The 13,957-nt window shown below is 64.4% G+C and carries 12 protein-coding genes; 11 read left to right on the top strand and 1 reads right to left on the bottom strand.

The window, feature by feature from the left end:
* Positions 1 to 18: 18 nt before the first annotated feature.
* Positions 19 to 1,305: a CHASE2 domain-containing protein gene (locus P9M14_08005; GenBank protein ID MDP8255676.1), complete on the bottom strand. Its 1,287-nt coding sequence runs from the start codon at positions 1,303 to 1,305 to the stop codon at positions 19 to 21.
* Positions 1,306 to 1,394: 89 nt separating this feature from the next.
* Here P9M14_08005 and P9M14_08000 point away from each other — a divergent pair, with 89 nt between their 5' ends.
* The 11 genes from P9M14_08000 to P9M14_07950 all read left to right on the top strand — a co-directional run.
* A complete protein-coding gene (locus P9M14_08000) occupies positions 1,395 to 2,276 on the top strand; it encodes an LEA type 2 family protein (protein MDP8255675.1) in 882 nt (293 codons plus the stop codon).
* Between the two features lie 125 nt (positions 2,277 to 2,401).
* Entirely contained in the window at positions 2,402 to 3,961 is a 1,560-nt protein-coding gene (locus P9M14_07995; GenBank protein MDP8255674.1) for an L-glutamate gamma-semialdehyde dehydrogenase, read from the top strand.
* Positions 3,962 to 3,979: 18 nt separating this feature from the next.
* Positions 3,980 to 5,401 carry a 2Fe-2S iron-sulfur cluster-binding protein gene (locus P9M14_07990; protein ID MDP8255673.1) on the top strand — a complete coding sequence of 474 codons (1,422 nt, stop codon included), beginning with the start codon at positions 3,980 to 3,982 and terminating at the stop codon, positions 5,399 to 5,401.
* Between the two features lies 1 nt (position 5,402).
* Positions 5,403 to 5,681 carry a (2Fe-2S)-binding protein gene (locus P9M14_07985; protein ID MDP8255672.1) on the top strand — a complete coding sequence of 93 codons (279 nt, stop codon included), beginning with the start codon at positions 5,403 to 5,405 and terminating at the stop codon, positions 5,679 to 5,681.
* Positions 5,682 to 5,711: 30 nt separating this feature from the next.
* Positions 5,712 to 7,370, top strand: a complete 1,659-nt coding sequence (hutU, locus tag P9M14_07980; protein ID MDP8255671.1) for a urocanate hydratase — start codon at positions 5,712 to 5,714, stop codon at positions 7,368 to 7,370.
* A gap of 27 nt (positions 7,371 to 7,397) precedes the next feature.
* Positions 7,398 to 7,892 (top strand): hypothetical protein, encoded by a 495-nt coding sequence (locus P9M14_07975; GenBank protein MDP8255670.1) that lies wholly within the window; start codon positions 7,398 to 7,400, stop codon positions 7,890 to 7,892.
* Between the two features lie 161 nt (positions 7,893 to 8,053).
* Positions 8,054 to 9,601, top strand: a complete 1,548-nt coding sequence (locus P9M14_07970; protein ID MDP8255669.1) for a hypothetical protein — start codon at positions 8,054 to 8,056, stop codon at positions 9,599 to 9,601.
* Positions 9,602 to 9,750: 149 nt separating this feature from the next.
* Entirely contained in the window at positions 9,751 to 11,715 is a 1,965-nt protein-coding gene (locus P9M14_07965) for a hypothetical protein (GenBank protein ID MDP8255668.1), read from the top strand.
* The gene (locus P9M14_07960) at positions 11,712 to 12,296 is read left to right on the top strand and encodes an aminodeoxychorismate/anthranilate synthase component II (GenBank protein ID MDP8255667.1); all 585 of its coding nucleotides are present in this window, start codon (positions 11,712 to 11,714) and stop codon (positions 12,294 to 12,296) included. The genes P9M14_07965 and P9M14_07960 overlap by 4 nt, the downstream gene beginning before the upstream one ends.
* A complete protein-coding gene (gene pabB, locus P9M14_07955) occupies positions 12,293 to 13,714 on the top strand; it encodes an aminodeoxychorismate synthase component I (GenBank protein MDP8255666.1) in 1,422 nt (473 codons plus the stop codon). The genes P9M14_07960 and pabB overlap by 4 nt, the downstream gene beginning before the upstream one ends.
* The coding region (locus tag P9M14_07950; GenBank protein MDP8255665.1) for an aminotransferase class IV at positions 13,711 to 13,957 on the top strand (247 nt) is incomplete at its 3' end. The genes pabB and P9M14_07950, both read left to right, overlap by 4 nt.

The raw sequence follows: 13,957 nt of genomic DNA, 5'->3' as shown, positions 1-13,957 counted from the left end.
CGGCATGAAGAATGCGGGCTATGCCGAGTTTTCTCGCTCCTGGCCGCAGCGGATGATCTTGTCGGCCACGGCCAGCCGCGCGCCGAGGATCACGATCTGCGCGCTGAACAGCGCCACTACGGCGTAGCTGGTCAGGAACCATAGGCCCCATCGTTCTAAAAACAGCTGCGCCATGTAGATCAGCGCCATGGCGATTATCGGCGGCAGCAGCAGGGCGAAGATCGGTCTGACTTGGGCAATGAGCAGCCCCAGGATAATAGGCAGCAGCAGCATTATCAGGGTCTCGGCGCGTCTGATCGGCAGATCGCGCCTGAGGAACCGGCCGTCGAGCATGTTGTGCACGGCCTCGGCGTGCACGTACACACCGGGAGTGTTTGGGCCGTAGCTGGTGGTGAAGTTGTCGTGTCCGCCCATGGCCGAGACGCCGATCAGCACGATGCCGTCTTTGAGGCGGTAGGAGGGGATCTCTCCGGCCAATGCGCTGATGAAGTCGTAGGTCTGGATCGAAGAGGGCGGACCTGGCGGCAGCAGGAGCAAGCGTCCGGCCATGTCCACGGGCAGCTCGCGATCTCCCAGGACGATCTTCTGGACCACGCCATCCTCGGCCTGGACCACGAATTCTTCGTTGTCGCGGAATTTGCGCACGATGCTTACCGAGAACGGCGGTAGGAAATGCTGCTGCATCGAGATCGCCATCGGGACCGTACGCACCGACAGGTCGAGTCCGGCGATCACCGAGACATAGCCCTGGGAACAGGCGGACCTGACAATGCGCATGTCGCTGATGAGTGCGCGCTTGGGAGTAGGATAGACCGCCTGCGGGATATTCTCACGGTAGCCGTAGCGCCATCCATGCTCGCCGAGCACCACGCGTAGCCGCTCGGCTCGTTCCAGGTTGTTGAACGGCTCAATGAAGCCCGGGATGTCCCAACGGTATCCGAGCACAACGCATTGGGCGTTGTGAATCGCGAGGCTGAGTCGATCGGAGGAGCTCGATTCGTTATCGCGCGGAGTGGGGAAAATGATGTCCAGGGCGATCACCTTGACACCCTCGGAGGTCAGTTCCTCGATCAGCTCGGCCAGGGCAAACTTGAACTTCTCACCCAGGCCGTAGCGGCCCATTGCCCGTTCGTCGACCAGGATCACCGAGATCTTCTCCGGGCCCGGCTCCACCGGCCGACTGCGCAGGCGATAATCGAGCAGCTGCAGCTCGAACAGCTCGAAGGCGTTGGGAGCGCTGAAGTAGAACAGGACCATCGCCAGTCCGACGATCGCCCCGAGCAATAGACCTCGGCGGTTTGTCACTCGCCTCCCGTTTCCATGGGACCAGTCTCCATAATATAGGTAAAAACGCAATTTTTTACCGACATTCAACCCTGGATTATCCGCGACCGATGTGCGAAATTGACGCGGATTCGTTCTCCGAGGTGCTGATGTCCGGCCCGATCGATCGACTGCCGACTATCGCGCTGATTTGCATGGCGACCGTAGCGCTGGTGACCCTGGGCGGCTGCGCGTTTCGCAGCCCCTCGGCCGATGTGCAGGACGTCGAGCTTGACAGCGTGGGCTTCGAGCGGATCGACACCACCTTTGTGGTGCAGGTGAACAACCCCAACAGCTACGGATTGCGGGCCGATGGCCTGGACTACGAGCTGTCGGTCAACGGCCGAGGGCTGGCCGACGGCGAGCTTCGGCAGCGCATCGAGGTCGCGGCTCGGGACCGCGTGGAACTAAGGCTGCCCGTGACCTTCGACGTACCCGCGGCGCTGGCGATAATCGAGAACGACACGGATCGCGACGAGCTGCCCTACGTACTCACGGGCGGCATTACCTTCAGTACGCCGCTGGGCGACCTGCGCGTGCCGTTCAAGCGCGAGGGGGAACTGCCGTTGATCCGCCCGCCCCAGGTTCGGCTGGAGGACGTGCGGGTGCGCAAGCTCGACCTGTCCGGCGCGCGTCTGGAGCTTCGGCTGCGGATCGACAATCCGAACAACTTTGATCTGAAGATCCAGCGACTGAGCTGGAAGGTCGGCCTCGAGGGCAGTCGGCTGTTCAGCGGCCGTCGCCTCAAGGGTCGGATTATCCCGGCCAAGGGGCGGGCCGTGGTCGAACTCGAGCTCAAGGTCGGCCTGGACGAGCTGGGCCGGGCCCTGGAGCGCACCCTGCAACGCGGCGACGTACGCTACGACCTTGACCTCGATTTCAGGCTCGAGACCCCCTACGGCGAGCTGCCGTTGCACCTGGATCGTAAGGGTAAATCCGGGGTCTCGCGCTGAGTTGATATCAGACGCGGTGGGCGTATACTGAGTTTAATTAACCCTCATTAATAATGCGGGTTTTGATGTCGCTTTCCTCAGCTTATAAACCGAACCCGGATTAACTGAATCACAAGGAGGCGATAATGCGTCCGCAGTTTAACAACGAGCCGCTGACCGATTTTTCGCTGCCGGCCCAACGCGAATCATTTGCCCTGGCCCTTGAGCAACGCCGGCGCGCCTCGGCAGATTCGTTCTTTCCGTTGCGCATCGGCGGACGCCGGATTAAAACCGACCAGACGTTCTTCTCGTACAACCCCTCGCAGCCCGAGATGGTCCTGGGCGAGTTCGCCAAGGCCGGAGCAGCCGAGGCCAGCAAGGCGCTCGACGCAGCGTGGAAGGCTTTTGACAACTGGAGCAAGCTGGACGTCTCGACGCGGGCGGCGGTGCTGTTTCGCGCGGCGGGCAGGATGCGTCGCGATAAGCACTTGTTCTCGGCGCAGATGGTGCTCGAGGCGGGCAAGAGCTGGGTCGAGGCCGACGCGGACACGGCCGAGGCGATCGACTTTATCGAGTTCTACGCACAGGAGGCGCTACGGCTATCCCAGCCCCAGCCGCTGACCACGCGCGTCGACGAAATGTCCGAGCTGCACTACATTCCTTTGGGAGTAGGCGCTGTGATCCCGCCTTGGAATTTCCCCAACGCGATCCTGGTGGGCATGACCAGCGCAGCGTTGGTGATGGGTAATACGGTTGTACTTAAGCCGGCCTCGGATACTCCGGGCGTGGCCACGATGGTCTACGAGCTGTTCGAGAGCTGCGGCCTGCCCGCCGGAGCGCTGAACCTGCTTTGCGGCCCCGGCGCTTTGGCGGGCGAGGCGCTGGTCGCCGACCAGCGCACGCGCTTCATCTCGTTCACCGGTTCCAAGGCCGTGGGCCTGCGGATCAACGAGCTGGCCGCCAAGCAGGTCAAGGGGCAGCGCTGGATCAAGCGTGTGGTGGCCGAGATGGGCGGCAAGGACACGATCGTGGTCGACGAGACCGCGGACCTCGCCGACGCCGCGCGTATGACCGTGGCTGCGGCCTACGGCTTCGGCGGCCAGAAGTGCTCGGCCTGCTCGCGGGTCGTGGTCACGGAAAAGGCCTACGCCAGGTTCCGCGAGCTGCTGCTCAAGGGCGTGGCCGCGGTCAGTGTGGGCGATCCGCAGCAGGGGCCCGAGATCTACATGGGCCCGGTGATCAACCAGGCCTCGGTGAACAAGGTCGGCCGCTACATCCGCATCGGCCGCGCAGAGGGCAAGCTGATCGCCGGAGGCAAGCGGCTGCGCAGGCCGGGCTACTTTTTCGAGCCTACGGTATTCGAGCAGATCAAACCCGGCGCGCGCCTCGACCAGGAGGAGATTTTCGGCCCGGTGCTGGCGCTGATCAAGGTCAAGGACTTCGACGAGGCGATCAAACGCGCCAACGCCACGGAGTACGGCCTGACCGGCGCGGTGTTCACCATGGACCCGGAGCGTGCCCAGCTCGCCCGACGAGAGTTCTTCGTAGGCAACCTGTACATTAACCGCAAGTGCACCGGCGCGCTGGTCGGCGTCCACCCCTTCGGCGGATTCAACATGAGCGGCACGGACAGCAAGGCCGGCGGCAGGGATTACCTGCTGTTGTTTTCCCAGGCCAAGAGCGTGTCCGAGCGGCTCTACTGGTAGCGGCCGAGCACAACTACGATGAGCAAAGATCTACGAATCTACACGCCGCTGGATGACCTCGAGTTCGACCGCGGCCAAGAGGTGACCCTCGATTTCGAGGGCCGGCCGTTGCGAGGATTTACGCGCGAGCCCGTGGCCGTGGCGCTGTTCGCAGCGGGCCAGCCGCTGCTGGCGCGCAGCCTCAAGTACCACCGTCCGCGCGGCATGTTCTGCGTGCGCGGGGTCTGCGCCTCATGCGTGATGCGCATCGACGGTGTGCCCGGCGTGCGCTCGTGCCAGGTGCTGTGCCGCGAGGGCATGCGCGTCGAACGCCAGGGCGGACTGTCCTCGACCCAAAACGACCTGATGTCCGCCGCGGACCTGCTGCTCTCCGAGCGCTTCGAGTACCACGGCCTGCTGACCCGACCGCGGGCGCTGAACAAGGCGATGCAGTCGATGGTGAGGCGTTTCGTCTCGTCGCAGCGGTTGCCCGACGGCGAGCGCCGACCGCGCGGGATCAAGACCCTCGAGGCCGACGTGGCGATAATCGGCGCGGGACCGGCCGGTCTCAGCGCGGCCCTGGCCGCCCAGGGCGCGGGCGCCGAGGTGCTGCTGGTCGAGTCCGAGCCGCGGGTGGGCGGCAGGTTGGTCCACGACGTGGACGTGCAACCGGCGTTCAGCAACGACTTCGCGGGGCAGCGCGGATTCGAGGTGGCGCACGGCGCACGCAAGATCCTCGAACAAAACGGCGCGCGCATTTTGTGCGACACCACGGCGGTTGGATTCTACGCCGAGGGGCTGATCGGCCTGGCCGGGCCCGAGGGGCTGAGCACCTTGCATGCCGACAAGCTGATTTTCGCCACCGGCGCCTACGACCAGAATCGGACCTTCCCGGGCAACGACCTGCTTGGCGTATTCTCCGCCGCCGGAGTGGCGCGGCTGATCAATCTCTACGGGATCTGCCCGGCGGTGCGCTGTTATATCTACGGCTCGGACGACACCGCGCTGTCGCTGGCGCTACGCCTGCTCAAGATCGGCGTGCGCGTGATGGGTGTGGTCGAGCCCGGCGAGACGATCACGGGCAGCCGCGAGGTTGCGCTGACGGTCCAGGATCACGGCGTGCCGCTGTTCCTCAACTACGGCCTGGAGTCGGCCCGCGGCAGGCTCAAACTCAAGGCGGCGAACTTCGTGCCCCACGGCCCGGGCGGCGAGTCGCTCTACAATCGGGTCGACATGCTGGCCGTGTCCCAGACGCCGGCACCGGCGTTCGAGATCGCGGCAATGGCCGGGGCCGCGGTGAAATACGATCGGGCGGCCGGAGGCTTTGCAGTCCAAGTCGATTCCACGGGGGCCACCAGCGTCGAGGGCTGCTATGCCTGCGGCCAGGTCGTGGGCCTGCACCGCATGGACCAGATCGTCGATAGTGCCCGGCGCGCGGGCCTGGCCGCTGCCGGAGGCTGAGATGTCCAAGACCATTGTCTGCCGCTGCGAGGACGTGACCCAGGCCCAGATCGAACAAGCGATCAAGGACGGCATGCGCGACATCGAGTCGCTCAAGCGCTACTTGGCGATCGGCACCGGCCCCTGTCAGGGCAAGAACTGCCTGGTGATCGTGGCGCGGATGCTCGAGCAGGCCGGGGTGCCGTGCGAGCAGATTCAGCCGATCACGCCGCGACCGCCGCTGATCCCCACGCCGCTCGATTTCTTCATCGGGCAAGACGACGAGGCCGATGGCGGCTGATCCGCGCTTCAATACCGGGAGGTATGGCAGATGCCCCGCATAGTCTCACCTAAACCGGGCATGCCCGCGCCCCACGGCACGCAGCTGCATTGCAAGGGTTGGGCCCAGGAGGCGGCCTTGCGGATGCTGATCAACAACCTCGACGCGGACGTGGCCGAGAAGCCCGAGGAACTCGTGGTCTACGGCGGACGGGGCAAAGCGGCGCGCAACATCGAGGCCTATCACGCCATTGTCGAGGCGCTGCAGGACCTGGAGGACGACGAGACCTTACTAGTGCAATCGGGCAAGGCGGTGGGGATCGTGCGCACCCACCAGGACGCGCCGCGGGTCTTGATCGCCAACTCCAACCTGGTCGGCGCCTGGGCCAATTGGGAACACTTCCGCGAGCTCGAGCGCAAGGGCCTGATGATGTACGGCCAGATGACCGCGGGCTCGTGGATCTACATCGGCACCCAGGGGATCGTCCAGGGGACCTACGAGACGTTCGCCGCGGCCGCGCGTAAACATTTCGACTCGGACCTCAGCGGGCGGCTGGTGCTCTCGGCGGGCCTGGGCGGCATGGGCGGCGCTCAGCCGTTGGCCGCCACGCTCAACGGCGCGGCGTTCCTCGGCGTGGAGGTCGATCGCGAACGGATCGCGCGGCGGATCCAGACCGGGTACTGCGACATGCTGGTCGAGGATCTCGACCGGGCGCTGGAGTTGGTGCTCGAGGCCAAGGCGCAGGGCCGCGCGCTGTCGGTCGGGCTGCTGGGCAACGCGGCCGACGTCTACCCCCAGATCGCACGGCGCGGGATAGTACCCGACCTGGTGACCGATCAGACCAGCGCCCACGACGCGTTGGAGGGGTACGTGCCCAACCAACTGCCCTACGGCGAGGCGCTCGCGTTACGCCGTAGCGACCCCGAGCGCTATCAGCGGTTGGCCTACGAGGCGATCGTCGTCCAGGTGCAAGCGATGTTGGCGATGCTCGATAGCGGCTCGCACGTGTTCGACTACGGCAACGCGATCCGCGCCCAGGCCGCCAAACAAGGGCTCGAACGCGCCTTCGACTTTCCGGGATTCGTGCCGGCCTACATCAGGCCGCTGTTCTGCGAGGGCAAGGGTCCGTTTCGCTGGGCCGCGCTCTCGGGCGACCCCGAGGACATCCGCGCCACGGACCGCGCGTTGCTCGAGGCGTTTCCCGAGGATCAAACCCTGCGGCGCTGGCTCGAGCTGGCCAACGAGAAAGTTCGTTTCCAGGGGCTGCCCTCGCGCATCTGCTGGCTGGGGTACGGAGCCCGGGCCCGGGCCGGAGAGATTTTCAATCGGCTCGTGGCCTCCGGCGAGGTCAAGGCGCCGCTGGTGATCGGCCGCGATCATCTCGACTGCGGTTCCGTGGCCAGCCCGTACCGCGAGACCGAGGCGATGCGCGACGGTTCGGACGCGATCGCCGACTGGCCGATCCTCAACGCGTTGACCAACACCGCCTGCGGAGCGTCGTGGGTCAGCTTCCACCACGGCGGCGGCGTGGGCATCGGACTGAGCCTGCACGCCGGAATGGTGATCGTGGCCGACGGCAGCGAGGCCGCGGGGCGCAGACTGCAACGCGTGTTGACCGCCGACCCGGCCACGGGCGTGATGCGTCATGCGGATGCGGGCTACGAGTTGGCCAAACAGACCGCTCGCGAACGCGGCGTCAAACTCGGCTGAAGAGGGGTTAAATTGAGATCTACCTTATTGTTCATATTGACGCTGCTGGTCGCGCTGACCGCGTGGCCGGCCGCGGCCGAGGATGCCGGCCCCGAGGCGCAGGGCGCGTTGCTGCCGCCGGGGATCGGCACCCTCGATCTGGGGATGCTTGAGTCGGCGTTTCTGTCCTCCAATCCGCTGGCCTACAAGGACGGCAACCGGGTCGGCGACGAGGCCAAGATCTGCGACACGATTTACAGCATCGACCTGCGCCACGAGCTGTGGGGCTCGCCGCGCGTGGGCTTTGCCCACAACAGGTTGAACTACGTCGGCCTGTTCAGCCTTGCGGGACATGGCACGCGCGCGCAGTACTCCGAGCTGTTTCACGAGACCAGCAGACGTCTGGGCCAACCGGCGATGGCCAACGGCGATCCATCGACCGCCGAACAGGCCGCGATCTGGAGCGTTCCGGGACGACTGGTGATTCTCACTTACTTTAACGACAAGGGCAGCGAATCGGTGGCCTATCTGGTAACCCCTTGATCGGCTGAGCCGGACTGCTCCGCAAAACACTGTTTAGTTAAAGGTAAATCAGGAGCCGCAGCGGGAACTTTATCTGTCATCCAGTTGCAAATTGACAAGGTTGGCGGCCTCTGGTAATTTTCCCCAAAGTGATGGATACAAACAAGCAGCCTGTAACCCCCTTGGAATTCAAAGGAAAGTTTGAGGACCTGCATCCGGTTCGACTGCTGTATTCACTTTTCAAGGCCAATAAAAGCGGACTGCTGATCGCCGAGCACAACAATCGGGAATTGGCCGTGCCGATCAAGGACGGCATGCCCGCCTTTGATCCGCTGGCTTACATGGACCAGTTCGAAGTGGCGCGCGTGCTGATCGATCTGGGCAAGCTCAGCGCCCAGGACGCCAATCTCAAACGCAGTTGGGCCGCATCGCGCAAGATGAGCCTGCGCGAGGCGCTGATCGACTCCTCGTTGACAACGGCCGACGAGTGGGAGCGTGCGGCCCGCGAGAGCTTTGATCGTAACATTGAGGAGATATTCAGCTTTACGCACGGAAAATATCGATTCCGCGAGTTGGAGATCAACGCCGTACCGAATAAAAACCGGTTCCCCGAGTTGATCTACCGTGGTGTGCAAAACTACTCCACCACGTTCATCCAGCGGCGCCTTGCGCGGCGTTGGAGCAAGCCCTTAATGCTCAACCGACGTTCGATCTTTTCCATGGACTTGCTGCCCGTGAGCGATACGGACCGGCCGATCCTACAGATGGTCAACCGCGGGATGAGCCCGGAGCAGATCGTCGAATCGACCAAGATCAGCTTTTCGCAGACCCTGCATCTGCTGTTCACCGCCCTGAGCCTGGAGATAATCAAGTTCAGGGTCAGCGACGAAGAGCGGACGTCCAAGAAGAGCAAGAAGGTCAGCCGACGCAAATCCAAGGGTACTTACGGCTACGTCAGCCCGGCACTGGAACGCGCGTTACACGATGCCCAATCCAGCGTGGAGCGCATCCATGAGGAGGCGCATCTCGCCGCGCAGCTGGGATCCATCGAGTACGAGTCGGCCGCGGCCGCCAAGCCGGAGAAGTCCGCTCCCGCGCCGGAACCCGATCTGGATGAGGAGCCGCTGTTCGAGGTCGACGTCGAGCAACAGCCCGAGGAGCCCGTGGCCCAGGTCGAGCCCGACGAGGAAAGTCTCGAGGAGGCCCAGATCGAGCCCGACGTGGACGAGGCGCCCGCGCTCGAGGAACCGGCCCAGGGCGCGGAGGATCCGTTCTCTTTTCTCGAGGAGGAGCAGGACACGCTACTGGATCAGGTCGAGGAGGAAGTGCAGGAGGCTCCCGCAGATCTGGAGTTCACCCAGGAGGACACCCCCGAGGACATCTTCGCCATCGGCATGAGCTATCTGGATCAGGAGTCCTACGACTATGCCCACATCGCCCTGCAGGAGGCCGTCGACCGCGGCCTGAAGACCGCCGAGAGCTACGCCCAACTGGGTTGGGCCATCTACCGCAGCGCCGAGGGGGAAGAGGCCTTTGCCCAAGCCACCGAGCTGATGCGGCAGGGGATCGCGGTCGACACCAGCAATTTTCTGCCCTACCTGATCCTCGGACGGATCTATAAAAACGAGGGCGACGTTCCGATGGCCGAGCTGTATTTCATCAAGTCCTTGGAGCTCAACCGCGACTGTGCCGAGGCCAGGGAGGCGGTTCGCGCCCAGCACCAGACATGAGCCGCAAGACCCCCCTCGATCCATTCCACGGTCGGATTGCGTTGATACATTCTTGATACGCCGGGAACGGCAGTGATACACTTGAATCGATCCTCTGGGGTATACGGCCGTTTGGATTGTGAACGACCGGGGCCGGGGAGTATATCGCGGTGAAAACGCTTGTTGTGCGCGTCAAGGGCCATAGTACGATTCGTTGGGCCCCAGCCCTTGTGGCCCTGGTGTTCCTGTGGGGAGCGGCGCCGGCCTTCGCCGCCACCGGCGGTCCGGATACATTTGGTTATACCTGGTCCGACGAGTGCGCCTACGAATGGACCGACACCAGCTTGGCCACCGAGGTCGAGTTGCCGGACGACGGCTACGAGGGCCCGTTGCCGATGGGTTTCAGCTTTCTGTTTTACGCCGAGCTCTACCAGCAGTTCTACATCGGCAGCAACGGTATAATCAGCTTCGAACAGGGAGTGAACACCGAGTTCAACCAGTGCCCGCTGCCCAACGCCGCCGAGCCCAACAACCTGATCGCCGCGGTGTGGGACGACCTCGATCCCTCGTCCGCCGGCAAAGTCAGCTATGAGGTCATGGGCGAGGATCCGGGACGCAAGCTGATCATCAGCTACGAGGACGTCCCGTTCTACGGCACTTCGGACTTGGTCTCAGTGCAGCTGATCCTCTATGAACCGGGCAACCGCATCAGAATTCAAGTCCAGACCACCGGCGGCGCCCAGGGCGCCGCGTCGACCACGGGTATCGAGGGCCCGCAGGGCGTCTCCGGGCTGAGCTATGCGTGCAACAGCGCAGGGTCGATTCCCGATTCGACCTGCGTCGAGTTCTCCTACCCCTCGTCGATCTCGGTGCTGCCCGACCTGTTCCACGGCAACGCCCGCTCGGGCCAGACCGTGAGCTACGATGTGCGGTTGCAGAACCTGACCGGCGTAGCCGAGGACTTCGAGCTGAGCTTCGATGGCGCGGATTGGCCGACCAGCGTTGACAGCGAGCAGGTCCAGCTGCCCGAAGGCGAGCAGCGCACCGTGACGATCGAGGTCCAGATCCCCGCTGACGCGTTGCTCTGGTCGCTGGACAAGTCGACATTGCAGGTGCAGGGCCTCAACTCGGGTCAGTCGGCCCAGGCCGAGGTCGTGACGATCTTCTCGGACCAGTGGGTCGACGCATCGTCGCTGCTGCGCCCGCGCCAGGATCACTGCGTGGCCGCGGTGGACGACAAACTCTACGTCATCGGCCACAACTCGTTTGTCAGTGGAGTCGAGGGCACGGTCGAGGTGCTGAGCCTCGAGCGTCGGGGCTCGTGGTCTTCCGGGCCGGAGATGCCGGTTCCAGTGGCATTGGCCGACGCGGCGGTGATCGAGGGCCGAATCATGATTCCCGGTGGGTTCGATGGCGAGGGATTGCTGCCCACGCTGTTCGTGTTCGATACCGCTGACGACGATTGGAGCGAGTCGACGCCCGCGCCGGCCGCGCGCTATGCCTACGAGGCTGTAGTCGACGGCGGCCTGCTGTACATGATCGGCGGCAGGGGGTTGGATCGCACGAGTACCGACACGCTGTTCTCCTACGATCCCGAGCGCGACGTGTGGTCGGCCCTGGCGTCGATGAACGTGCCGCGCGCCTTCCACTATGCCTGGGCCCGCGACGGCCTGATCTACGTGGCGGGCGGTTTGGACACATCGGAGACCATGCTCAGTTCCAGCGAGGTCTACGATGTCGACGCCGACGCTTGGTTCGACTTGGAGATGGCCGATCTGCCCCAGCCGTTGTGGGGCGGCGGAAGCGTGGTGCAGAACGGGCAGCTGCTGCTGATCGGCGGCATGAATTTCGAAGGCCCCACCGGCTCCGCGCTGACCTACGACTCGATCGAGAATCTCTGGATCGAGATCCCCGGCCTGGAGACGCCGCGGTTTCGTTTCGACGCGGCGCTGCTCGGCGATTGGATCTTCGCGCCGGGCGGAATGGTCGATTCCTCGGGCACGCCAACCGACGTGGTCGAGGCGGTTGCTCTAACCGGCGACGATGATGACGACGACGAGCCTCACAGCGAGGACGCGTGGGACGACAGCTCAGGCGACGACGACGATGATGACCACTGCGGATGCGGGTGTTGAGCCGGCCACTGATCCTGATCGATAACTACGATTCGTTTAGCTTTAACTTGGTCCAGGCGTTTGGCGCCATGGGTGCGCGGGTCGTTGTTTTCCGCAACGACCGGATCACGGTCGGCAAAGTCCTCGACCTCGATCCGTCGCGGATCGTGATCTCCCCCGGACCGGGTCGACCGCAAGGCGCCGGAATCAGCATGCCGCTGATCGAGGCTGCGGCCGGACGCGTTCCGCTGCTCGGCGTCTGTTTGGGCCATCAATGCCTGGCGCAGCTCTACGGCGGCACAATCGTCCACGCGCCGCGGATGGTCCACGGCAAGACGGTCAGGATCGAGCATTGCGGCAAGGGGTTGTTCGATGGCCTTGATCAAAATTTTACGGCCGGCTGCTACAACAGCCTTATGGTCCGGGACGCCGAGCTACCCGCCGAACTGGAGGTGAGCGCGCGTTGCGCCGATGACACGCGTTCAATCATGGGCCTGCGACACCTGGAGCACCCGCTGTTCGGCGTGCAGTTTCATCCGGAGAGCTTCCTCACCGAAGACGGCGGTCGGTTGTTGCGCAACTTCCTGGAGGGTTGCTGGTGAGTCCTCGGATCGATGCGCTGCTCAGAGGCGTTTTCAGCGCTGGGTTGGCAATCCACGAGGTGGGGCTGATGCTCGAACCGGAGGAGGCCTTCGGCCGCATCTGCCGTCGGCCGGGCAGCTTCTTTCTCGACTCGTCACTCAGCGCCGGCCCGCACTCGGGGCTGAGCTTCATTGGTTGCGATCCCGCGGCGCTGCTGACTGCCGACGGCTCGGGCGCGCGACTGCACAACGATAGCGGCATCCTGGCGCAAAGCGACAATCCGTTCGAGCTGCTGCGCGCGCTCACGCGTCGCTTCGACGCCCAGCGGGTCTCCGACCAGATTCCGTTCTGCGGCGGGTTGGTCGGCTATCTGGGGTACGAATTGGGCGGATGGATCGAGAGGCTGCCGCTGACCCGCATGGACGACATGGCGGTCCCCTGGATGTGTCTGGGGCTCTATCCCGAGGTGCTGGCCGTGGACCACGACAGCGGACACTGGCACTTGGTCGGACCGGGGGCCGACCCGCAACACTCGACGCTGCTCGAACGGGTCGTGGGCGGCCGCTCGTCGTTGCCCGATCCGGCCTTGCCCCGGCTGGCCGCTGATCGTCCGCACGTCTTGTGGAACTTCACCCAGGAACAGTACCTCGACGCCGTGGCCGCGGCGCTGCACTACATCCGCGAGGGGGAGATCTACCAGGTCAACATCTCGCAACGGCTCGAGGCGCCGCTGCTCGAGCACCCCTGGCATGTCTACTCCCGGCTGCGCCGCATCAATCCCGCGCCGTTTTCGTGCTATTTGAACATGCCCGATGCGGTGATCTGCAGCTCGAGCCCCGAGCGTTTTCTCAAGGTCGACGGCCGTCAAGTGCAGACCAGGCCGATCAAGGGCACGCGCCCCCGCGGCTCCGATCCGCTGTCGGACGAGCTGCTACGCGACGAGCTGGCGGCCAGCGCCAAGGACCGCGCCGAGCTGGCGATGATCGTCGATCTGGAGCGCAACGACCTGGGACGGGTTTGCGAGTACGGCTCGGTGCGCGTGGTCGAGCACGCGGCGATCGAGGAATACGCCACGGTGTTTCACTCGGTTTCGACCGTCGAGGGCACCCTGCGCCCTGACGTTGATCTGGTCGACCTGCTGCTTGCCACGTTCCCCGGCGGCTCGATCAGCGGCGCGCCCAAGATCCGCGCGATGCAGATTATCGACGAGCTCGAGCCGACACTGCGCGGCCCCTACACCGGCTCGATCGGCTACCTCGGGTTCGACGGCCGCGCGGATTTGAACATCGCCATTCGCACGATGGTGATTGCCGACGACAAGATCTATGCCCAGGTCGGCGGCGCGATTGTCGCCGACTCCGAGCCCCAGGCCGAGTTCGACGAGACGTTGGACAAGGCTGCGGCCTTGATCCAGACCATCGAGCGCGTCGGTCGGTGAGCGGAGCGCAGCGCGTGGTGTTTCTCGACGGGCAGTTCCTGCCCGCGGCCTGGGCGAGGGTGCGGGCCGACGACCGCGGACTGCTGTTCGGCGACGGGCTGTTCGAGACCTTCTGCGCTTTTAACCAGCGGGTCTATTTGCTCGAACGGCACATTCGACGCCTGCGCGACAGCGCCGCGGCCCTGGGCATCGCCTTTCCGGCCTACCTGGATTCGGCGGACGAGCTGGTGGCACAGCTGTGCC

This window comes from Candidatus Alcyoniella australis (assembly GCA_030765605.1).
GTDB lineage: Bacteria > Lernaellota > Lernaellaia > JAVCCG01 > Alcyoniellaceae > Alcyoniella > Alcyoniella australis.
The sequence above is the reverse complement of the archived record's forward strand: the minus strand, read 5'-3'. Positions and strand labels throughout refer to the sequence as shown.

Coding starts and splice junctions, on each gene's coding strand:
- P9M14_07990 (MDP8255673.1), top strand. CDS start 3,980: ATGAGCAAAGATCTACGAATCTACACGCCGCTGGATGACCTCGAGTTC.
- hutU (MDP8255671.1), top strand. CDS start 5,712: ATGCCCCGCATAGTCTCACCTAAACCGGGCATGCCCGCGCCCCACGGC.
- P9M14_07995 (MDP8255674.1), top strand. CDS start 2,402: ATGCGTCCGCAGTTTAACAACGAGCCGCTGACCGATTTTTCGCTGCCG.
- P9M14_07985 (MDP8255672.1), top strand. CDS start 5,403: ATGTCCAAGACCATTGTCTGCCGCTGCGAGGACGTGACCCAGGCCCAG.
- P9M14_08000 (MDP8255675.1), top strand. CDS start 1,395: ATGTGCGAAATTGACGCGGATTCGTTCTCCGAGGTGCTGATGTCCGGC.